This is a genomic window from Streptomyces sp. NPDC046716, assembly GCF_040645755.1.
Classification (GTDB): Bacteria; Actinomycetota; Actinomycetes; order Streptomycetales; family Streptomycetaceae; genus Streptomyces.
Genome location: NZ_JBEYYU010000009.1, coordinates 175,448 through 197,326 on the forward strand (window position 1 = coordinate 175,448; position 21,879 = coordinate 197,326).

At 71.8% G+C, this 21,879-nt stretch carries 16 protein-coding genes; 8 read left to right on the forward strand and 8 right to left on the reverse strand.

The features are described from left to right. Positions 1–8 precede the first annotated feature (8 nt). Positions 9–1,493, reverse strand: a complete 1,485-nt coding sequence (locus ABZ930_RS09920) for an aldehyde dehydrogenase (protein WP_361544400.1) — start codon at positions 1,491–1,493, stop codon at positions 9–11. A 283-nt stretch (positions 1,494–1,776) separates the two neighbouring features. Here ABZ930_RS09920 and ABZ930_RS09925 point away from each other — a divergent pair, with 283 nt between their 5' ends. Next, the gene (locus ABZ930_RS09925) at positions 1,777–3,141 is read left to right on the forward strand and encodes an MFS transporter (protein ID WP_361544403.1); all 1,365 of its coding nucleotides are present in this window, start codon (positions 1,777–1,779) and stop codon (positions 3,139–3,141) included. Positions 3,142–3,195: 54 nt separating this feature from the next. On the opposite strand, the gene ABZ930_RS09930 is transcribed toward ABZ930_RS09925, so the two are convergent. Further along, positions 3,196–4,323: a TetR family transcriptional regulator gene (locus ABZ930_RS09930; protein WP_361544406.1), complete on the reverse strand. Its 1,128-nt coding sequence runs from the start codon at positions 4,321–4,323 to the stop codon at positions 3,196–3,198. Between the two features lie 37 nt (positions 4,324–4,360). Next, on the reverse strand, positions 4,361–5,518 hold the full coding sequence (locus ABZ930_RS09935) for an XdhC/CoxI family protein (RefSeq protein ID WP_361544409.1): 1,158 nt from the start codon (positions 5,516–5,518) through the stop codon (positions 4,361–4,363). A 116-nt stretch (positions 5,519–5,634) separates the two neighbouring features. Between ABZ930_RS09935 and ABZ930_RS09940 the strand changes: the two genes are divergently transcribed. The 5 genes from ABZ930_RS09940 (at position 5,635) to ABZ930_RS09960 (ending at position 10,717) form a co-directional block, all read left to right on the forward strand. Then, complete coding sequence (locus tag ABZ930_RS09940) at positions 5,635–6,495, forward strand: xanthine dehydrogenase family protein subunit M (protein WP_361544412.1); 861 nt, start codon at positions 5,635–5,637, stop codon at positions 6,493–6,495. Continuing rightward, complete coding sequence (locus ABZ930_RS09945; RefSeq protein ID WP_361544415.1) at positions 6,492–7,085, forward strand: (2Fe-2S)-binding protein; 594 nt, start codon at positions 6,492–6,494, stop codon at positions 7,083–7,085. The genes ABZ930_RS09940 and ABZ930_RS09945 overlap by 4 nt, the downstream gene beginning before the upstream one ends. A gap of 2 nt (positions 7,086–7,087) precedes the next feature. After that, complete coding sequence (locus tag ABZ930_RS09950; RefSeq protein ID WP_361544418.1) at positions 7,088–9,445, forward strand: xanthine dehydrogenase family protein molybdopterin-binding subunit; 2,358 nt, start codon at positions 7,088–7,090, stop codon at positions 9,443–9,445. 38 nt (positions 9,446–9,483) lie between these two features. Continuing rightward, on the forward strand, positions 9,484–10,086 hold the full coding sequence (locus tag ABZ930_RS09955) for an SRPBCC family protein (protein ID WP_361544421.1): 603 nt from the start codon (positions 9,484–9,486) through the stop codon (positions 10,084–10,086). Positions 10,087–10,186: 100 nt separating this feature from the next. Then, positions 10,187–10,717 (forward strand): MarR family transcriptional regulator, encoded by a 531-nt coding sequence (locus tag ABZ930_RS09960; RefSeq protein ID WP_361544424.1) that lies wholly within the window; start codon positions 10,187–10,189, stop codon positions 10,715–10,717. 4 nt (positions 10,718–10,721) lie between these two features. On the opposite strand, the gene ABZ930_RS09965 is transcribed toward ABZ930_RS09960, so the two are convergent. The 5 genes from ABZ930_RS09965 to ABZ930_RS09985 all read right to left on the reverse strand — a co-directional run bounded on the left by ABZ930_RS09965 (position 10,722) and on the right by ABZ930_RS09985 (position 16,998). Then, the gene (locus ABZ930_RS09965; protein WP_361544427.1) at positions 10,722–11,780 is read right to left on the reverse strand and encodes an LLM class flavin-dependent oxidoreductase; all 1,059 of its coding nucleotides are present in this window, start codon (positions 11,778–11,780) and stop codon (positions 10,722–10,724) included. A 104-nt stretch (positions 11,781–11,884) separates the two neighbouring features. Next, positions 11,885–13,498 carry a glycerol-3-phosphate dehydrogenase/oxidase gene (locus ABZ930_RS09970; RefSeq protein WP_361544430.1) on the reverse strand — a complete coding sequence of 538 codons (1,614 nt, stop codon included), beginning with the start codon at positions 13,496–13,498 and terminating at the stop codon, positions 11,885–11,887. 8 nt (positions 13,499–13,506) lie between these two features. Then, positions 13,507–15,045, reverse strand: coding sequence for a glycerol kinase GlpK (glpK, locus tag ABZ930_RS09975; protein ID WP_361544433.1), 1,539 nt, complete (start codon positions 15,043–15,045; stop codon positions 13,507–13,509). Positions 15,046–15,101: 56 nt separating this feature from the next. Continuing rightward, positions 15,102–15,893, reverse strand: a complete 792-nt coding sequence (locus ABZ930_RS09980; RefSeq protein ID WP_361544436.1) for an MIP/aquaporin family protein — start codon at positions 15,891–15,893, stop codon at positions 15,102–15,104. A gap of 331 nt (positions 15,894–16,224) precedes the next feature. Beyond that, the gene (locus tag ABZ930_RS09985) at positions 16,225–16,998 is read right to left on the reverse strand and encodes an IclR family transcriptional regulator (protein ID WP_361544439.1); all 774 of its coding nucleotides are present in this window, start codon (positions 16,996–16,998) and stop codon (positions 16,225–16,227) included. Positions 16,999–17,268: 270 nt separating this feature from the next. On the opposite strand from ABZ930_RS09985, the gene metH reads away from it, so the two are divergent. Together metH and ABZ930_RS09995 are read left to right on the forward strand one after the other, a co-directional pair. Beyond that, positions 17,269–20,793 carry a methionine synthase gene (gene metH / locus ABZ930_RS09990; protein WP_361544442.1) on the forward strand — a complete coding sequence of 1,175 codons (3,525 nt, stop codon included), beginning with the start codon at positions 17,269–17,271 and terminating at the stop codon, positions 20,791–20,793. An 88-nt stretch (positions 20,794–20,881) separates the two neighbouring features. Beyond that, positions 20,882–21,577, forward strand: a complete 696-nt coding sequence (locus ABZ930_RS09995) for an HAD family phosphatase (RefSeq protein WP_361544445.1) — start codon at positions 20,882–20,884, stop codon at positions 21,575–21,577. Positions 21,578–21,879 lie beyond the last annotated feature (302 nt).

Below are 21,879 nucleotides of genomic sequence, written 5' to 3' on the forward strand. Positions count from 1 at the left end.
AGACATGGTCAGTTGGCCCAGGGGAGCGGGGCGTCGGAGGTGCCCCAGTACAGGGACTTCTGGCGCTGGTAGGCGCGGATGGCGTCCCGGCCCTTCTCCGTGCCGAGTCCGCTGTCCTTCATCCCGCTGAACGGGGTGGACGCGCTGAACTGCTTGTACGTGTTGATCCAGACGGTGCCCGCGTCGATCCGGCGGGCGAGGCGCCAGGCGGCCCGATGGTCGCGGGTCCAGATGCCGCAGGCGAGCCCGTACACGGAGTCGTTGGCCTGGGCGACCAGGTCGTCCTCGTCGTCGTAGGGCAGCACCACCAGGACCGGGCCGAAGATCTCCTCCTGGCAGGTGCGCGCCGAGTTCGGCAGTCCGGTGAGGACGGTGGGCAGGTAGTACGCGCCGTCGGTGTATTCCGGCCCCTCGGGTGCGGCGCCGCCGCACAGCACCTCGGCGCCCTCCGAGCGGGCCAGGTCCACGTACGCGGCGACCGCGTCCCGGTGCCTGTGGTGGACGAGCGGACCCACCTGGGTGTCCGGGGCGGTGCCGGGCCCGACCCGCAGCTTCCGTACGCGGGCGACGAGTTCGGCGACGAACGCGTCGTGGATCTCGCGGGCCACGAAGAGCCGCGAACCGGCGATGCAGGACTGCCCGCTGGAGGAGAAGATCCCGAACATCACCCCCGCCAGGGCCTGTTCGAGGTCGGCGTCGGCCCGCACGATGGTCGGCGACTTGCCGCCCAGCTCCAGCGAGGCGGGGATCAGCTTCTGCGCGGCGATCCCGGCGATGGAGCGGCCGGTCTCCGTGCCGCCGGTGAACCCGATCCGGCCGACCAGCGGATGCCGCACCACCGCGTCACCGACCACCCGGCCGCTGCCGGGCAGCACCGACAAAAGGGCGGTGGGCAGGCCGAGTTCGTCGAGGGCGCGGGTGATGACGCGGCCGAGCGCGAGGGAGACGAGCGGGGTCCAGGCGGCCGGCTTCAGCAGGATCGCGTTGCCCGCCGCGAGCGCCGGGGCGATCTTCTGCGCGTCGCTCGCGACCGGCGAGTTCCAGGGGTTGATGGCGCCGACGACTCCGATCGGCTCGTGCACGCTCATCGTGACGTACGGGCCGCGCGCCGGGGTGAGGGCGTCCTCGGCGGTCTCCAGCGCCGCCGCCAGGTACCGGAACGTACCGGCCGCGCTGAGAGCGAGGGCCTTCGTCTCGGTGAGCGTCTTGCCGGTGTCCGCGGTCTGGATCGCGGCCAGCTCGTCGGCCGCCTCCTCCGTCAACTCCGCGATGCGGTGGAGGAGTCGGGCCCGCTGATGGGGGAGCAGGTCGCGCCAGGCCGGATCGGCGACGGCCTCCGCCGCCGCCCGCGCCGACTCGTCGACCTCTTCGGCCGACGCGGAGTGCACCGTGGCGAGGACCTTTCCGGTGGCCGGGTCGACGGTCTCGACGGGCTCGCCGCCGCCGCGTCGCCACCGGCCCGCGACGAGGATCTCGGTGAGGTGGTGGGGCACGGCGGGACCTCCGGAGCGCAGAAGGCGGAGCGGGCGGGGCAGGGGGAGCAGATGCGGAATCGCTGAAGTGCTAGAAATCTAAGCGCTTAAATGATTCTCCGCAAGACCCTTGATCGCGATGCCCGTTCTGGGCGGACTCCCCGCTGTGCAGCATCAGTTACGCGCAGGTGGCGGTGGCGTCACTCTCTACATGTCTAAGTGCCTAACCATTGACCGCTTAGGTGTCGGCTCCTACTGTCTGCGGAACTCCCCTGTCTCGCGTGTTCGCGGAAGGACCCCCTCTATGACGACTGTGGCCGGCACCCAGGGCCTCGGCTCGATCGCGGCCAGGCTCGAACGGCTGCCGCACTCCCGCTGGCACGTCAAGGTCCGATTCCTGATCGGCGCCGTGACGTTCTTCGAGGCCTTCGACCAGCTCCTGGCCGCCTCCGCCCTGCCCGTCCTGACCAAGGACTGGAACCTCTCGACGGGGCAGGCGACCTTCGCGGTCACCGCGGGCTCCATCGGCATGCTGCTCGGCGCGCTGGTCGCGGGCTGGCTCGGCGACCGGATCGGCCGGGTGCGGACGGTCGCGCTCGGCGTGGGGATCACCGGCGTCGCCAGCCTCGCCGTCGCCCTGGCGAACGGGATCGAACTGTTCTCCCTCTTCCGGTTCGTCCAGGGCCTCGGCATCGGCGGCGTCGTCCCCGTCGCGGCCACCTACATCAACGAGATCTCCCGCTCCGACAAGCGCGGCCGCTTCGTCCTGCTCTACGAGATGATCTTCCCGGCCGGGCTCGCGGCGGCCAGCCTCGTCGCCGTGTGGGTGGTGCCGAACCTCGGCTGGCGCGCGATGTTCGTGCTGGGCGCGCTGCCCGTCCTGATCGCGGTCCTGCTGCCCCGGCAGGTCGCCGAATCACCCCGCTGGCTGCTCTCGCAGGGCCGGGTCGAGGAGGCCGAACAGGTCATCGCCCGGATCGAGGCGGAGGTCGAGAAGGCGGTCGGCGAGCCACTGCCCCGGCCGTCGGACGCGCCCGCGGAGGAAGTGACCCGGGGCCGCCTGCGCGACCTGTTCACCGGCCGCTATCTGCGCCGTACCGCCGTGCTGTCGGGTCTGTGGTTCGTCGCGTACTACGTCAATCACGGCATCTCGACCTGGCTGCCGTCGCTGTACACGAAGAACTTCGGCCTGGACCTGACCACGGCGCTCGTCTACACGCTCCTGAGCAACCTCACGGGTCTGGTCGGCACGTTCGTTGTCGCGCTCGTCATCGACCGGATCGGCCGGCGCCCCGCGCTGGTCGCGGCCCTGGGCGGCACCGCGCTCGCGCTCGGCGTCCTCGCCCTCACCGGGGTCACCTCGGGGCTCCAGGTCGCGGTGTTCGCGTCGTTCACGACGTTCTTCGTCTACGCGATCAACGCGGGCCTCTACCTCTACTCGCCCGAGCTCTACCCGACCTCCAACCGGGCCAGGGGCGCGGCGTTCGGCGGCCTGTGGAACCGGCTCGGGGTGATCCTCGGCCCCATCACGGTCGGCGCGATCCTCGGCGCGGGCGGCAGCCTCGGCCTCGTCTTCGCCCAGCTGGCCGGGGTGGCCGTGGTCGGCGCGGTGATCGCGCTGTTCGCCGTGGAGACGAAGGGGCGGACGCTGGAGGACCTGAACGCCTGAGCGGGTGGTGCGCGGCGCCGGATCCCCGTGCGGGGGACCGGCGCCGTCGTGCTGTCAGGGGGCGTCGGCGGACTCGGCCAGCGTGCGGCCCAGCGAGGCGAGGAGCACATCGAGGCGGCGGCGCTCGTCGGGGCGCAGCCGGTCGAGGAGTTCCCGCTCGCCGGCCCGGCGCTCCTCGGCGACCCGGTCCACCAGGTCGCGGCCCGCCGGGGTCAGCCGCAGCCACACCACGCGCCGGTCGCGGTCGTCGCGCTCGCGCTCGATGAGCCCGGCGCCGGCCAGCCGGTCGGCGTGCTGGGTCATCCCGCCGGCCCGGACCGCACCCGCCGCCGCGAGTTCGCTCATGGTGCGCCGGGAGGGGGCCCGCCGCAGCTCGGCGAGGACGTCGAACGCGGCGAGACCGATCCCGTGCCGCTTGACGACCCGGCCGATCAGGGCGCGGTAGCGGGTGGCGCAGTCGGTGAGGGCGGCGAAGACCCGGGTGTCGGAGTCGGTCGCGGGGGCGGGGGTGGGGTCGGGGTTCGACGGGGCGGGTTCCGGGGCCGGCGGGGGAGCCGCCGCGGTGTCCGGCTCCCCGATCGCCGCCGCGAGCACCGCCGTGAGCAGCGGCTCCAGCTCGGTCGTCGGCACGGAGCGGGCCGGCTCGTGGGCGAAGAGATAGCGCTCCATGATGACGCCGAACAGGATGCTGCGGATGAGGCCGATCCGGGCCAGGGCCCCGGGCGAGTCGCCGAGCACGCCGGTGAGCGGCCCGGTCACCAGGCGCTCCAGCATCTCGGCCAACTGCTCGGCGCTGGGCCGGTGGTTGAGGGCCGAGCGGATCAGCGCGGCCAGCGGGTCCTGGGTGGAGAGGTGGTCCCAGCGGTCCAGGTAGGAGTGGGCGAGCGCCCGGGGCAGGCCGGCCGGATCGTTGCCCGCCTCGGCGAGCACATGGGCCGTGACCCCCGTGCCCTCGCCGACGACCGCGCGGAAGAGCCCGTCCTTGGACCCGAAGTAGGCCATCACGAGCCCCGGAGTCACCCCGGACTCGGCGGCGATGGCCCGGATGCCGACGCCCTGGTAGCCGTTCGCGGCGAACAGTCGGCGCGCCGCTTCGAGCACGGCCCTGCGACGGCCCTCGGGGTCGTGGGAGCGGCCGCGCCGTCGCTCGTTCTCCGGGGGTTTCTCCTGCTCTGCGTCCACGGCGCCACATTAGACGAAGCGTTCACCGATGCGCGATTTATGAACGTACGTTCAAAACCTCCATCCCGGCGGCTCCTTTGGAGCGACTGTTCAAAAGAGGGTGCGCGGCGTGCACCGGCCCGGTCAGGTCGCCCAGCGGGCGTCCGCTGCCGCCCCGGCGCGTGGCGACGATCTCCGCCGCGATCGACACGGCCGTCTCCTCGGGGCCGCGCCCGCCGAGGTCGAGGCCGATCGGGGAGCGCAGCCGGCCCAGGGCGACGGCGTCGAGCCCCGCGTCCCGCAGCCGGGCGAGCCGGTCCTCGTGGGTGCGCCGGCTGCCCATCGCGCCGACGTACCCGGCCCGCCCGCGCAGCGCCCGTTCCAGGACGGGCACGTCGAAGCGGGCGTCGTGGGTGAGCACGCAGATCGCGGTCGACGCGTCGACCAGGTCCTCGTGCGCGGCGAGCCAGCGGTGCGGCAGGTCCGTGACGACCTCGGCGGCCTCCGGGAAGCGCGCGGGCGTCGCGAAGGCGGGCCGCGCGTCGCACACCGTCGCCCGGTACCCGAGCAGGGCGGCGATCCGCACCAGCGGCCGCGCGAAGTCGACGGCACCGAAGACCAGCAGCCGGGGCGGTGTCCCGAAGGACCGTACGAACAGGGCCCGTTCGGGCGCGCAGCCGGGGCCCGGCGCCGCCTCGCCGACCGTGACGACTCCGCTCTCGCCGCGGGCGAGCAGCCCCGTGGCGGCGTCCCGCGCGGCCCGGTCCAGAAGCGGGTCGCCGAGCGATCCCGACACGCCCGTGGCGCCGACCGCGAGTCCCGCGCCGTCCCCGTCGAGCGGAGTCACCAGCGCCACCGGCACCCGGGCCGCGACATCGGCAGCCACCCGCCCGAGCGGGGTGCGCGCGGTCACCTCCCGCACCGTCACCTCGATCGTCCCGCCGCAGGTCAGCCCGACCGCGAAGGGGTCGTCGTCGCTCACCCCGTACGTCTCGCGGGCGGGCCCCGCGCCGGCCAGCACCTCCTCGGCGACCGCGCACACCGTCGCCTCCACGCAGCCGCCGGAGACGCTGCCGACGACCCGCCCGTCGGCGGCCACCAGCATCGAGGTGCCCGCGGGGTGCGGGGCCGAGCCCGCCGTGCGGACCACCGTGGCCAGCGCGAAGCGGACTCCGTCGGCCTGCCACGCGGCGGCCTGGTCGATCACATGACGCATCACTTCAGAACCTTTCTCCGCAGCCTCTTGCCAAGAAGATAGTTCAGTGTCAATCATTTCAGCTATTAGATACATGGCCGATCGAGGCCTGACCTGAGAGGCGAGGTGGCAGACGCTTGAAACCGACACCCTTCGACTACAGCGCGCCCCGCACCGTCCCGGAGGCGCTGGCCCTGCTCGCCGACGAGGACCGCGACCCCAAGGTGGTGGCCGGCGGCCAGTCGCTGATCCCCATGCTGGGCATGCGGCTCGCCCGCCCCGGCCTGCTCGTCGACATCACCCGCATCCCCGGCCTCGACCGGATCGAGGTCGACGCGTCCGGCGCCCTGCGCATCGGCGCGGCCGTCCGCCAGGCCCGGGCCGCCGCCGACCCCGTCGTCCGCACCGGCTGGCCGCTGCTCGCCGCCGCGATCGGCCACATCGGGCACCCGCAGATCCGCGCCCGGGGCACCGTGTGCGGCAGCCTCGTCCACCACGACCCGGCTGCCGAACTCCCCACCGCCGCCCTCGCGTCGGACGCCCGCTTCGTGATCGCGGGCCCGGCCGGGACGCGTACGGTCGCCGCCGGGGACTTCTTCGTCGCCACCTTCCAGACCGCCGTCGAACCGGACGAACTGCTCACCGAGGTCGTCCTGCCGCCGCAGCGGAGCGGCTGGGCGTTCGAGGAACTCACCCGCAGACACGGCGACTTCGCCACGGTCGGCATCGCCGTCCTGCTGTCGCGCGACGGAGAGCGGGTGAGCGGAGCCCGCGCCGTCTTCTGCGGCGTCGGCCCCGTCCCGGTCCGGCTGCCCGCCGTGGAGGAGGCGCTGACCGGCACCGACGGCGGCCCGGCCGCCCGCGCCGCCGCCCAGGAGGCGGCCCTCGCCCACCTCACCCCGTCCGACGACGTCCACGCCACAGCCGCCTACCGCCGCGAGGCCGCCGCCCACCTCCTCGGCCGCGCCTGCACCACCGCATGGGAGCGCACCCGATGACCGAGGAGACCACAGTGATCCCCGCACCCCGACCCGCCCGGACCCCGCCGCTCGCCGAACCCTCCGGCTGGCACGGGATACGCCTCACCGTGAACGGCGCGCCCGTCACCGCACAGGTCGAATCCCGGCTGCTGCTCAGCGACTTCCTGCGCGACCGGCTCCGGCTCACCGGCACCCACGTCGGCTGCGAGCACGGGGTCTGCGGCGCCTGCACGGTCCTCGTCGACGACGTCCCCGTCCGCTCCTGCCTCACCCTCGCCGTCCAGTGCGAGGGCGCCGACCTGCGCACCGTCGAGAGCCTGGCACCTGGCGACGCGCCGCTCACCCCCGTCCAGCGCGCCTTCCACGAGTGCCACGGCATGCAGTGCGGCTTCTGCACCCCCGGCTTCCTGATGACGGCGACCGCCCTGACCGAACAGGACGCACGCCCCGACGACACCGAGGTCGCCGACGCCCTCAGCGGCCATCTGTGCCGCTGCACCGGCTACCGCAACATCCGCCGCGCCCTGGGCCAGGCCCTCGACGAGACGTACGAGATCCCCGAGACCCTCGAGAGCACCGCCCACGACGCCCCGAAGCGAGGGGAGTGACCATGACCCGCACCGGCAACGACAGCGGCGCCTGGATCGGCCGCCCCGTCCCGCGCGTCGAGGACGACCGGCTGCTGCGCGGCAACGGCCGCTACGTCGACGACATCGACCTGCCCGGCGCCGCCGAGGCGGCCGTCCTGCGCAGCCCGCACGCCCACGCCCGGATCGACTCCGTCGACGTCAAGGCCGCCCGCGAGGCGCCCGGCGTCGTCGCCGTGTGGACCGGCGCCGACCTCGCCCACCTTCCCGCCCTCCTCAACCGCGAGGAGCTGCGCACCCCGCCCCGGCTCGCCGAACTCCTCGACCCGCGCGTCGCCGTCACCCCCATGCCGCTGCTCGCCGCCGACAAGGTCCACTACGTCGGCCAGCCCGTGGCGATCGTCCTCGCCGAGAACCGGTACCTCGCCGAGGACGCCCTCGAACTGATCGAGGTGCGCTACAGCCCGCTCCCCGTCCTCGTCGACCCCGACCTCGCCCTCGCCGCCGACGCCCCGCTCCTCCACGACGACCTCCCCGACAACACGGCCGTCGCCGTCGCCACTCAAGTCGGCGACCCCGAGCGGGCGTTCGCCGCCGCGCACACCGTGATCAGCGAGGAGTTCCACGCCCACCGCTACGTCGCCTCACCCATCGAGACCCGCGCCGTCGCCGCCCGCGTCGACCCCTACAGCTCCGAGCTCACCGTCTGGTCCAACACCCAGACCCCGCACCGCGTCCGCGAGGCCATCGCGCATACCCTGGGCCGCGACTCCGAGACCGTCCGCGTCATCGCCACCGACGTCGGCGGCGGCTTCGGCCAGAAGGGCATCCTCTACGTCGAGGAGCTGCTGATCCCCTACGCGGCCGGGGAGCTGGGCCGCCCGGTCGTCTGGCGCGAGGACCGCGGCGAGAACCTCACCGCCGCCAGCCACGCCCGCGAACAGATCCACCGCATCGAACTCGCCGCCGACGCCGACGGAAAGCTGCTCGCCGTCCGCGACCGCATCACCGTCAACTTCGGCGCGTACAACATGACGGGCCTCGTCGTCCCGTACAACTCGCTGTGCCATCTGCTCGGCCCCTACCGCGTCCCGAACGTGGACATCGACGTCGTCGGCGTCCTCACCAACACCGCCTTCGCCACGCCCTACCGCGGCGCCGGGCGACCCGAGACGGTGTTCGCGATGGAGCGCGCCATGGACCGGCTCGCCGCCGAACTCGGCATCGAACCGGCCGAGTTGCGGGCCCGGAACCTCATCGGCCCCGACGACATGCCGTACACCACCGGCCTCGTCGACCGCTCCGGCAATCCCCAGTCGTACGACTCCGGAGACTTCCCCGAGCTGCTGCGCAGGGCCCGTGCCAAGGTCGCCGTACCGACGGGGGAGCAGCGCGAGGGCAAGCACATCGGCGTCGGCTACGCGATGTACATCGAGGCGACCGGGCTCGGCCCCTTCGAGACCGCCCGCATCGACGTCGCCCCCAGCGGCCGCGTCAAGCTGGCCATCGGCGCCCCCTCCCAGGGCCAGGGCCACCGCACCTCCATGGCGCAGATCGCCGCCGACGCGCTCGGCGTCCCGCTCGACGTCATCGACGTGGTGGGCGGCGACACGGACAAGACCCCGTTCGGCGTCGGCACCATCGCCAGCCGCGCCCTGGTCAACGCGGGCAACGCCACCCACCGCGCCGGGAAACTCGTCCGCGAGAAGGCCCTCGACGCCGCCGCCCGCCGCCTCGGCGTCCCCGTCGCCGAACTCACCCTCGCCGACGGCGTGTTCACCACCGAGACCGCCGACGGGCCCACCCTCACCCTCGCCGAACTCACCGGCCGCGCCCCGCTGCCCGGCACGCCCGAGCCCGCCGACGGCCGGCACGGCACCGAACTCAGCGAGACCGTCCACTTCCGCCCGCCCGGCTTCGCCGTCGCCAGCGGCGCCCACGCCGCCGTCGTCGAGGTCGACGAGCACACCGGCGAGCTGGAGATCCTCCAGTACGTCGTCGTCCACGACGCCGGCGTCATCGTCAACCCGCTCATCGCCGAGGGCCAGGTCACCGGCGGCATCGCCCAGGGCATCGGCGGCGCCCTCTACGAGGAGATGATCTACGGCCCCGACGGCCAGCCCCGCACCGGCACGTACATGGACTACCTCGTGCCCACCTCGTCCGAGATCCCCGACCTCGACATGGACGAGATCCACTCCCCGAGCCCGATGAACGACCTCGGCGTGAAGGGCCTCGGCGAGGGCGGCGCCATCGCCCCGCAGGCCGTCCTCGCGAACGCCGTCGAGGACGCCCTGCGCCCCTTCGGCGTCGTCGTCCGCCGCGGCCCCCTCTCACCCAGCCGCATCCGCGACCTGCTGCGCACCGCCCCCACCGACTGACAGCCGACCCGCATTCTCACGACAGGACGACCCCGACCATGCAGCTCGACCACACCTTCACCGTCCCGGCAGCGCCCGACGACGCCTGGAAGCTCTTCCACGACCTCGCCCGCGTCGCCCCCTGCATGCCCGGCGCGGTCCTCGACACCCTCGACGGCGACTCCTTCACCGGCCGCGTCAAGGTCAAGGTCGGCGCGGTGCAGATGAGCTACCGCGGCGAGGGCACCGTCGCCCGTGACGAGGACGCCCGCAGCCTGCGCCTCGCCCTCAGCGGCAGCGAGACCCGCGGTGCGGGCACCGCCTCCGCCGCCGTCACCGCCGAACTCGCCGCCGACCCCGCGGGCACCCGCGTACGGGTCCGCACCGATCTCGACATCACCGGCCGCCCCGCGCAGTTCGGCCGCGGCATCATGACCGAGGTCGGCGACCGCATCGTCGGCCAGTTCGCCGACCGGCTGCGCGAACTGCTCAGCGCGCCGCAGACCGCCCCGGCGCCCCTTGCGGCGGGCGCCGCCGAGCCGGAGGCCGTCGACCTCGGCGCCGCCGCGCTGCCGGTCCTGCTGCGCAAGGCCGCCGTCCCGGCCGCCGCCGTGCTCGCCGCCGTCGTGCTGATCCGCGTACTCGGCCGCCGCACCCGCTGACCGTCGCCACCGTCCGTGGACGGCACGTGATCGCTTCAGGGATAGAATTTTCAGGGGCGTACGACCATGCGCCCACCCGGGAGCTGCGCGAGGGGACGGGATGGCCGAGCGGAAGGCGACGCGGCAGGACGCCGTGACACAGATCGTGGCGGACTGGGCCCGCGAGCGGCCCGAACTCGACACCTCTCCGCTGGAGGTGCTGGCCCGGCTGCACCGCTCGTTCCTGCGGTACAACACCAAGCTCAACGCGTCGATCGAGCGGCACGGGCTGTCCGTCGCCGGGTTCGACGTGCTGACCGCGCTGCGCCGCTCGGGCACCCCGTACCGGCTCACCGCCGGTCAGCTCGCCGACTCCGGCCTCGTCTCCTCGGCCGGGGTCACGCTGCGCATGGACCGCCTCGAGAAGGACGGCCTCATCGTGCGCGAGCGCGACGCCGTCGACCGGCGCGTCGTCTACTCGCGGCTCACCGACGCGGGCCTCGCCAAGGTCGACGAGGTGTTCACCGAGCACCTGGACAACGAGAACCGGATGCTCGCCGGCCTCTCCCCGTCCGAACGCCGTCAACTGGCCCGGCTGCTCGGCAAGTTGGAGCACTCCATCGTCGACTCCGGGCCGGAAGGGGAGGGCTGAGCGCTCACTCCCACAGGGTGCTGGGGGCCTCGGCCCGCACCACCGGCGCGATCTCCTCCGCGAACCGCTGCAAGGTCTCGATCTGCTCGTTCGTGCCCTGCCCGAACCCGTCCACCGTGACCGACTGCAGATCGTGCCGGTACACCTCGTGGTACCCGAGGATCTTGTCGATGATCTGCTGCGGCGAGCCGATCAGCTGCGGCCCGTCCGCGATGGCGTCCTCGATGGTCCGGAACGGCGTGTTGTAGCCTGCCCTGCCCGCCAGCTGCGGCTTGAAGGTCTGCGCGACCTTCGCCTCGTACAGGTCCCGGTAGCGGGCCACCGCCCGCTCGTGCGTGTCCGCGATGAGCAGCCCGCCCGACCCCGCCGCCACGTGCGCGTCCGCCGGGTCGTGCCCGTACGCCGCGAACCGCTCCCGGTAGTGGTCGATCAGCTTCGCGTACGCGGCCCGCGGCTGGATCGCGTTCGCCGTGAACAGCGGATCGCCGTGCCTGGCCGCGAGTTCGGGGGAGTTGAGGGAGGTCGCCGAGCCGTGCCAGATCCGGGGGAGTCCCGCGTAGGGGCGCGGCACCGTCGTCACCCCCTTCAGGGCGGGCCGGAACTCGCCCTCCCAGTCGACGCCCTCCTCGGTCCACAGCCGGCGCAGCAGCTCGTACTTCTCCTTCTGGAGGTCCCACTGGCGGGCCTCGTCGAGCCCGAACAGATCGAAGTGACCCGCCTCCGCGCCCTTGCCGACGACCAACTCGACCCGCCCGCGCGAGAGTTGGTCGAGCGTCGCGTAGTCCTCGGCGACCCGCACGGGGTCCAGGATCGCCACGACCGTCACCCCGGTCAGCAGACGGATCCGGATGGTGCGCGCCGCCAGCGCTCCGAGGACGACCGTCGGGCTCGACGACAGGAACGCCCCCGCGTGCCGTTCGCCGACCGCGTACGCGTCGTAGCCCAGCTCCTCGGCCGCCGTACCGACGTCGACGACCTGCGCCAACCGGTCGGCGGCGGTGGGGAGTTCACCGGTGAGCGGATGTGGGGCGTGCCCGATGATGGAGAGGACCTGGAACTTCATGTCCTCAGCCTCGCCCCCGTACGTTGCGCTCTTGTGTACGCGGCATGGCAGCGCGAAAGGGGCGGCTCCCCCCGTGGGAGCCGCCCCTTTCCACCGTCTCGGGATCACTTCTTGCCGAGCAGGTCCTCCACCTTGCCGCGGATCTCGTCGGTCGCGAGACCGCGGATCGTCAGCGTCGTCCGGCGGCGCAGCACGTCGTCCGCCGTCTCCGCCCACTCGTGGTCACGGGCGTAGGCGACCTGCGCCCAGATCTCCGGGGCGTCCGGGTGGACACGCGCGGCCAGCTCCGGGTTCTCGTTCGCGAGGCGCGCGATGTCGAAGGCCAGCGAACCGTAGTGCGTCGCCAGGTGCTTGGCGGTGTCGGCGGCCATCCGCGGGCCGGGCGCCGGGTTGTCGACCAGGAGGCGGTGGGCGACGGCGCGCGGGTTGGCGACACCCGGGAGCGGCATCCGCTTCGGCAGCTCCTTGATCGGCTCGAAGTCGTCGCCGAGCGGGTGGCCGGGCAGCGACTCCAGCTTCTGCATGACGGTGCGGCCGATGTGCCGGAACGTCGTCCACTTGCCGCCCGCGACGGACAGCATGCCGCCCCTGCCCTCGGTGACGACGGTCTCGCGCTTGGCCTTCGAGGTGTCGCCGGGACCGCCCGGCAGCACCCGCAGACCGGCGAACGCGTACGTCATCAGCTCCCGCTTGAGCTGCTGGTCGCGCACGGAGAACGCGGCCTCGTCGAGAATCTGGTCGATGTCCTTCTCGGTGACCGAGACGTCCGCCGGGTCGCCCTCGTACTCCTCGTCGGTCGTACCGAGCAGCAGCATGTCCTCCCAGGGGAGGGCGAAGGTGATGCGGTACTTGTCGATCGGGGTGGCGAGCGCGGCCTTCCACGGCGACGTCCGCTTCATGACCAGGTGCGCGCCCTTGGACAGGCGGATGGAGGGCGCCGCGTTCGGGTCCTCCAGCTTGCGCAGGTGGTCGACCCACGGCCCGGTCGCGTTCAGCACCAGACGGGCGCTGACGCCGAACTCCTCGCCGTCCATGCGGTCCTTCAGCTCGGCGCCGGTGACCCGGCCCTTGGTGAAGCGCAGCCCGGTGACCTCGGCGTGGTTGAGGACCACGGCGCCCGCGTCGACGGCCGCGCGCACGGTCATCAGGGCCATCCGCGCGTCGTTCATCTGGTCGTCGCCGTACACGGCCACGGCCTTCAGGTTCTCGGTGCGCAGCTCCGGCACGTCCTGCTGGGCCTTGGAGGGGGAGAGCAGGTGCCCGACACCGTCGCCGAACGCGGACAGCGCGCTGTAGGCGAAGACACCCGCGCCCAGCTTGGCGGCGCCGTGCGGGCCGCCCTTGTACACGGGCAGGTAGAAGGTGAGCGGGTTGGCGAGGTGCGGGGCCACGTTCCGGGACACCGCGCGCCGCTCGAAGTGGTTCTCCGCGACCAGCTTCACCGCGCCGGTCTGCAGGTAGCGCAGGCCGCCGTGGAGCAGCTTCGAGGAAGCGGAGGAAGTGGCGCCGGCGAAGTCGCCGGCGTCGACCAGGGCCACCCTGAGACCGGACTGCGCCGCATGCCAGGCGGTGGAGATGCCCAGGATGCCGCCTCCGATGACCAGGAGGTCGTACGTCGCCTTGGAAAGCTGCTCGCGGGTCTCGGCGCGGCTCGGGTTGGAGCCGGCGACGGGGTGCGTTCCGAGGGCAGGCACGGTCTGCAGGGTGGGGGTGTTCATCTGGGGTCTTACTCCTCGTCTTCGAGCCAGCCCATGGACCGCTGCACGGCCTTGAGCCAGTTCTTGTACTCACGGTCGCGGGTGTCCGCGTCCATGCGGGGGGTCCACTCGGCGGCCCGGCGCCAGTTGGCACGCAGGTCGTCGGTGTTGGACCAGAAGCCGACGGCGAGACCGGCGGCGTAGGCGGCACCGAGGCAGGTCGTCTCGGCGACCATCGGGCGCACCACAGGAGCGTCCAGGACGTCGGAGAGGGTCTGCATCAGCAGGTTGTTGGAGGTCATGCCGCCGTCGACCTTGAGGGCCGTGAGCTCGACGCCGGAGTCCTTCGTCATGGCGTCGCTGATCTCGCGGGTCTGCCAGGCCGTGGCCTCGAGGACGGCGCGCGCGATGTGCGCCTTGGTGACGTACCGGGTCAGGCCGGTGATCACACCACGGGCGTCGGGGCGCCAGTACGGGGCGAACAGGCCGGAGAAGGCGGGCACGAAGTACGCGCCGCCGTTGTCCTCGACCGACGACGCGAGCGTCTCGATCTCGGCGGCCGACTTGATCAGGCCCATCTGGTCGCGCATCCACTGCACCAGCGAACCGGTGACGGCGATCGAGCCCTCCAGGGCGTAGACCGGCTTGGCGTCGCCGATCTGGTAGCCGACCGTGGTCAGCAGGCCCGAGTAGGAGTTGATGGCCTTGTCACCGGTGTTCATCAGCATGAAGGTGCCGGTGCCGTACGTGGACTTGGCCTCGCCCTCGGCGAAGCAGGTCTGGCCGAACAGGGCGGCCTGCTGGTCGCCGAGCGCCGAGGCGACGGGGATCCCGCCGAGCACGTCGCCGAGCGTGCCGCCGGTGACCTCGCCGTAGACCTCGGCGGAGGAGCGGATCTCGGGCAGCATCGACATCGGGACGCCGATGGAGGAACAGATCTTGTCGTCCCACTGCATCTCGTGCAGGTTCATCAGCATGGTGCGCGAGGCGTTGGTGACGTCGGTGACGTGCCGGCCGCCGTCGACACCGCCCGTCAGGTTCCAGATGACCCAGCTGTCCATCGTGCCGAAGAGGATGTCGCCGCGCTCGGCGCGCTCGCGCAGGCCCTCGACGTTGTCGAGCAGCCAGCGGGCCTTGGGGCCGGCGAAGTAGGAGGCCAGCGGCAGACCGGTCTCGCGGCGGAAGCGGTCCTGCCCGACGTTGCGGCCCAGCTCGCGGCAGAGGGCGTCGGTGCGGGTGTCCTGCCAGACGATGGCGTTGTGGACGGGCTCACCGGTGTTCTTGTCCCAGAGCAGCGTCGTCTCGCGCTGGTTGGTGATGCCGATGGCCTTGATGTCGTCGCGGGTGATGCCGGCCTTGGTGACGGCGCTGGCGACGACCTCCTGGACGTTCGCCCAGATCTCGTTGGCGTCGTGCTCGACCCAGCCCGGCTTCGGGAAGATCTGCTCGTGCTCCTTCTGGTCGACCGAGACGATCCGGCCGTCCTTGTCGAAGACGATGCAGCGACTGGACGTCGTGCCCTGGTCGATGGCTGCGATGAAGGGGCCTGCGGTGTGTGCGTCGGTCACGGGGTGCTCCTGTGGTTCTCGGTGCGGCTCGGGCGGAGTGCTGGCGGCGGGGCGGCCTACTTGAACGCGATGTTGTAGAGGCCGCCGGCGATGGCGCCGCCGATCAGCGGACCCGCGACCGGGATCCAGGCGTACGTCCAGTCGGAGCCGCCCTTGTTGGGCAGCGGGAGGAGGGCGTGCACGATGCGCGGGCCGAGGTCACGGACCGGGTTGATCGCGTAGCCCGTGGGGCCGCCGAGCGAGAGACCGATGCCGACGACGACGAGCGCGGTGATCAGGGCGCCGAGGGTGCCCAGGCCGTTGCCGCCGTCGTTGAGGCCCTGCGTGAGGATGGCGAGGACCAGCACGACCGTCGCGATGATCTCCGTGATCAGGTTCTGCACGGAGTGCCGGATCTCCGGGCCGGTGGAGAAGATGCCGAGCACCGGGCCGGCCTTGGGCGCGGCCTTCTGGTCGACCAGGCCCTCGTCGGCGGGCTGCGCCGCGATGATCTCCGGGTCCGTCAGGTGCGCGCGGAACTGCCCGTAGTAGGTCGCCCACACCAGCACGGCACCGATCATCGCGCCGAGGAGCTGGGAGCCCAGGTAGAGCGGTACGTCGCTCCACTTGGTGCCGCCCTCGATGGCGAGGCCGATGGTGACCGCGGGGTTCAGGTGGGCGCCCGAGACGCCACCTGCGAGGTAGGCGCCGGTCAGGACCGCGAAGCCCCAACCGAAGGCGATGGCGACCCAGCCGGCGTTGAACGCCTTCGAGCGCTTGAAAGTGACGGCGGCGCACACGCCACCGCCGAGCAGGATGAGCACGGCGGTACCTATGGTCTCGCCGATGAAGATGTCGGAGCTGGACACCCGCGACTCCTTTGTCCTTCGTCCAGGGGAATTGCGGCCTGGCCTTGTCCACACTCTAACGCTTATTGCCGGTAGGTGTTCGACAATGTCGACCGATGGACGCGAGTCTCGCCCCGCGTTCACTGAATCGTCAAGGGTTCTGTTATTCAAACCACGATCGTTATTGATCGTTCCCGCCTATCGCCGCCCACACGCTTCCCGGACGGTTCCTCGATCGTCGCGCGGATCGGTGTGCTCTGCACCCGGACGGCTCCGGACGTGCCTCAGCCCCGTCCGGGGACGGGGCTGAGGGGTGCTGCGAAAGCGGGACGGGGACGGGCCGGGGACCGGCTCAGAAGCGGCTCGCGCCGAGATCGCGGGAGACGGCACGGGCGCAGTCCCGCACGGCGGCGATCAGCTCGGGCCGCGGCACGCCCTGCTCGTCGGGCTTGCAGACCCGCTCCACCGCGCCGGTGACGCCGATCGCGCCCACCGGCATCCGGTGCCGGTCGTGGATGGGCGCCGCCACCGAGGCCACGCCCTCCCAGGTCTCCTCGACGTCCTCGGCGTACCCGCGCGCGCGGGTCAGATCGAGCACCGACTCGAACTCGGTGAGCCCGCTCACCGTCCGGGCCGTGAACTCCTTGCGCTCGGTCTCGACGACCTCGCTGTGCGCGACCGGGTCGAACGCGGAGATGACCTTGCCCAGCGCCGTCGAGTGCAGCGGCTGCATCGCCCCCACCTCCAGCACCTGCCGGCTGTCGTCGGGCCGGAAGACGTGGTGCACGATCAGGACGCCCTGCTGGTGCAGAACCCCCAGATAGACGGCCTCGCCGCTGGAGCGGGCCAGGTCGTCGGTCCAGACGAGGGCGCGGGCCCGCAGCTCGTGGACGTCCAGATAGCTGTTGCCCAGGCGCAGCAGCTCCGCGCCCAGCTGATAGCGCCCCGACGCGGAGTCCTGCTCCACGAAGCCCTCGGCCTGGAGGGTGCGCAGGATGCCGTGCGCGGTGCCCTTCGCCAGGCCGAGCGCCGAGGCGATGTCCGAGAGGCCGAGTCGCCGCTCCCCGCCCGCGAGGAGCCGGAGCATCGCCGCGGCCCGTTCCAGCGACTGGATGTTGCGTGCCATCGCAGTCCCTTCCTCCCTCGGTCCACTCACCAACGTTCGGCAATGCTGAACAGTATCGGTCGTTGCCGACCTCTGCTAACGCGCCGTGCGCCTCTATTTTGGCCCGTCCGTCCCACGCACCCGCCCCGGACCGCCGCGACACGCTGTCCGCTCCGGTCCGCCTCGTGGACGTCTGCACGTCAGGACCGAGGTCCCGGCTACCCTGGCCGGGTGCGCCTCCAGGAGTGGAGCCGCAAAGCCGACAGCCGTCGCACCTCAGGGAGCACTTTCATGGCCTCGTTGCCGACGCCCGCATCCGCCGCCACTGATTCCCGCGCTCGCGTGGACGCCCTACGGCAGGCCCTCGCCTCCCGAGTCGTGGTGGCCGACGGTGCGATGGGCACCATGCTGCAGGCGCAGGATCCCACGCTCGAGGACTTCCAGGACCTCGAGGGCTGCAACGAGATCCTCAACGTCACCCGCCCGGACATCGTCCGCTCCGTCCACGAGGCCTACTACGCCGTCGGCGTGGACTGCGTCGAGACCAACACCTTCGGCTCCAACCACACCGCGGCGAGCGAGTACGAGATCGGCGACCGGATCGTCGAGCTGTCCGAGGCCGGCGCGCGGATCGCCCGCGAGGTCGCCGACGAGTTCACCGCGAAGACCGGACAGCAGCGCTGGGTGCTCGGCTCGATCGGCCCCGGCACCAAGCTGCCCTCGCTCGGCCACATCGACTACGCCACGATCCGCGACGGCTACCAGCAGAACGCCGAGGGCCTGCTCGCCGGCGGCGCGGACGCGCTGATCGTCGAGACCAGCCAGGACCTGCTCCAGACCAAGTCCAGCCTGATCGGCGCCCGCCGCGCCATGGACGCCCTCGGCGTCTCGGTCCCGCTGATCTGCTCCCTCGCCTTCGAGACCACCGGCGTGATGCTGCTCGGCTCGGAGATCGGCGCGGCGCTGACCGCCCTGGAGCCGCTCGGCATCGACCTGATCGGCCTGAACTGCTCCACCGGCCCCGCCGAGATGAGCGAGCACCTGCGCTACCTCGCGCAGCACTCCACGACGCCGCTGATGTGCATGCCGAACGCCGGTCTGCCCATCCTCGGCAAGGACGGCGCGCACTTCCCGCTCACCCCGCCGGAGATGGCGGACGCGCAGGAGAACTTCATCAACAACTACGGCCTCCAGCTGGTCGGCGGCTGCTGCGGCTCCACCCCCGAGCACCTGCGCCAGGTCGTGGAGCGGGTCCGCGAGATGACCCCGCCCGAGCGCGCCCCGCGCCCCGAGCCGGGCGCCGCCTCGCTCTACCAGACCGTGCCGTTCCGCCAGGACACCGCGTACCTGGCGATCGGCGAGCGGACGAACGCCAACGGCTCGAAGAAGTTCCGCGAGGCCATGCTGGAGGCCCGCTGGGACGACTGCGTCGAGATGGCCCGCGATCAGATCCGCGAGGGCGCGCACATGCTCGACCTCTGCGTCGACTACGTGGGCCGCGACGGCGTCGCCGACATGCGGGAGCTGGCGGGCCGCTTCGCCACCGCCTCCACCCTGCCGATCGTCCTGGACTCCACCGAGGTCCCGGTCCTGCGGGCCGGCCTGGAGATGCTGGGCGGGCGCGCCGTCCTCAACTCCGTCAACTACGAGGACGGGGACGGCCCCGAGTCCCGCTTCGCGAAGGTCACGAAGCTGGCCCGGGAGCACGGCGCGGCGCTGATCGCGCTGACCATCGACGAGGAGGGCCAGGCCCGCACCGTCGAGCACAAGGTGGCCATCGCCGAGCGGCTGATCGACGACCTCACCGGGAACTGGGGCATCCGCGAGTCGGACATCCTCATCGACACCCTGACCTTCACCATCTGTACGGGCCAGGAGGAGTCCCGGGGCGACGGCATCGCCACCATCGGCGCGATCCGCGAGCTGAAGAAGCGCCACCCGGACGTGCAGACCACGCTCGGCCTGTCGAACATCTCCTTCGGCCTGAACCCGGCCGCCCGCATCGTCCTCAACTCGGTCTTCCTCGACGAGTGCGTGAAGGCCGGCCTGGACTCGGCGATCGTGCACGCGTCGAAGATCCTGCCCATCGCGCGCTTCGACGAGGAGCAGGTCAAGACCGCCCTCGACCTGATCTACGACCGCCGCAGCGAGGGCTACGACCCGCTGCAGAAGCTGATGGAGCTCTTCGAGGGCGCCACCGCCAAGTCCCTCAAGGCGGGCAAGGCCGAGGAACTGGCGGCCCTGCCGCTGGAGGAGCGCCTGCAGCGCCGCATCATCGACGGCGAGAAGAACGGCCTGGAGGCCGACCTCGAGGAGGCGCTGTCCACCCGGGCCGCGCTGGACATCGTCAACGACACCCTGCTCGAAGGCATGAAGGTGGTCGGCGAGCTGTTCGGCTCCGGCCAGATGCAGCTGCCGTTCGTGCTCCAGTCCGCCGAGGTCATGAAGAACGCGGTGGCCTACCTGGAGCCGCACATGGAGAAGTCCGACTCCGAGGGCAAGGGCACCATCGTGCTGGCCACGGTGCGCGGCGACGTCCACGACATCGGCAAGAACCTCGTCGACATCATCCTGTCCAACAACGGCTACAACGTGGTCAATCTGGGCATCAAGCAGCCCGTCTCGGCGATCCTGGAGGCCGCCGAGGAGCACAGGGCCGACGTGATCGGCATGTCGGGCCTGCTGGTCAAGTCGACCGTGATCATGAAGGAGAACCTGGAGGAGCTCAACCAGCGCAAGCTGGCCGCCGACTTCCCGGTGATCCTCGGCGGCGCCGCCCTGACCCGCGCCTACGTCGAGCAGGACCTGCACGAGATCTACGAGGGCGAAGTCCGCTACGCCCGCGACGCGTTCGAGGGCCTGCGCCTGATGGACGCACTGATCGCGGTCAAGCGCGGCGTCCCCGGCGCCACCCTCCCCGAGCTGAAGCAGCGCCGGGTCAAGGCCGCCGCCGTGCAGGTCGAGGAGCGACCCGACGACAGCGAGGGGCCGGTGCGCTCGGACGTCGCCGTCGACAACCCGGTGCCGGAGCCGCCCTTCTGGGGCACCCGCGTCATCAAGGGCATCCAGCTCAAGGAGTACGCCTCCTGGCTCGACGAAGGCGCCCTGTTCAAGGGCCAGTGGGGTCTGAAGCAGGCGCGTACCGGTGACGGGCCGACGTACGAGGAGCTGGTGGAGACCGAGGGCCGCCCGCGGCTGCGCGGCTGGCTCGACGATCTGCACACCAAGAACATGCTGGAGGCGGCCGTCGTGCACGGCTACTTCCCGTGCGTGTCCAAGGGCGACGACCTGATCATCCTGGACGACGACGGCAACGAGCGGACCCGCTTCTCCTTCCCGCGCCAGCGCCGCGGCCGCCGGCTGTGCCTGGCCGACTTCTTCCGCCCGGAGGAGTCCGGCGAGACGGACGTCGTCGGCCTCCAGGTCGTCACCGTCGGCTCGAAGATCGGCGAGGCCACCGCCGAGCTGTTCGCCGCGAACTCCTACCGCGACTACCTCGAACTGCACGGCCTGTCCGTGCAGTTGGCCGAGGCGCTCGCCGAGTACTGGCACGCCCGGGTCCGCTCCGAGCTGGGCTTCTCCCGCGAGGACCCGGCCGAGATGGAGGACATGTTCGCCCTGAAGTACCGGGGCGCCCGCTTCTCCCTCGGCTACGGCGCCTGCCCCAACCTGGAGGACCGGGCCAAGATCGCCGACCTGCTGCGGCCGGAGCGGATCGGCGTCCACCTCAGCGAGGAGTTCCAGCTCCACCCCGAGCAGTCCACCGACGCCATCGTCATCCATCACCCCGAGGCGAAGTACTTCAACGCGCGGTAATCGGGAGCAGTCGTACACTGGTCCGTCCAGCGCAGGCCGGTCCCCGCAAGGGGACCGGCCTCTTCGTCCCTCATGGAGGTGTGCCCGGATGACCAGTACGGTCCCCGCACTCGGTACCCGAACGGCCGAAGGGTCCGCCCTTCAGGCCGTACTCCTCGACATGGACGGAACCCTCGTCGACACCGAAGGGTTCTGGTGGGACGCCGAGGTGGCCGTCTTCGCGGCGCTCGGCCACACACTCGACAAGGCCTGGCAGAAGATCGTCGTCGGCGGCCCCATGACCCGCAGCGCCGGCTTCCTCATCGAGGCCACCGGCGCCGACATCACCCTGCCCGAGGTGTCCGTGCTCCTCAACGAGGGCTTCGAGCGGCGCATCGGCCAGAGCCTGCCGCTGATGCCGGGCGCCGCGAGACTGCTCGCCGAGCTCTCCGCCCACCGGGTGCCGACCGCGCTCGTCTCCGCCTCGCACCGGCGGATCATCGACCGCGTCCTGCACTCGCTCGGCCCCGCCAACTTCCATCTCACCGTCGCCGGTGACGAGGTGGCCCGCACCAAGCCGCACCCCGACCCGTATCTGATCGCCGCCGCCGGACTCGGCGCCGCACCGGAGCGCTGCGCCGTCATCGAGGACACCGCCACCGGGGTCGCCGCCGCCGAGGCCGCCGGCTGCCACGTCGTCGCCGTGCCGTCCGTCGCCCCCATCGAGCCGGCTCATCGGCGCACCGTCGTGACCTCCCTCGAACACGTCAACCTGCCTTTCCTGCACGGCCTCATGACGCCCTGACAGCCGACCCGCGATGCGCGACGCGGCCGGAAGCGGCTGAAGTACCGCACGCATCCAATGAGTTGGTTGTGTGACCTTTCCCACTTTCCCGTGGGTCGACAGGTCCGCCCGGGCGTGCTGCGTGACCGCTTTCCGCCCGCTCGGGCGTGACCATGTGTCCCGATTGGTCGCCCCCTGCGGTGAACCTTCCTCCTGAGGCGTTTTCGGTGCGTCCACACCCGGTTTCGCTGCGTGATGGGCGCCCGGATCGGGCGTCTGTGAGCCCCGGCGGCGCGCGCATTAATCTCATCGCGAGAACATCG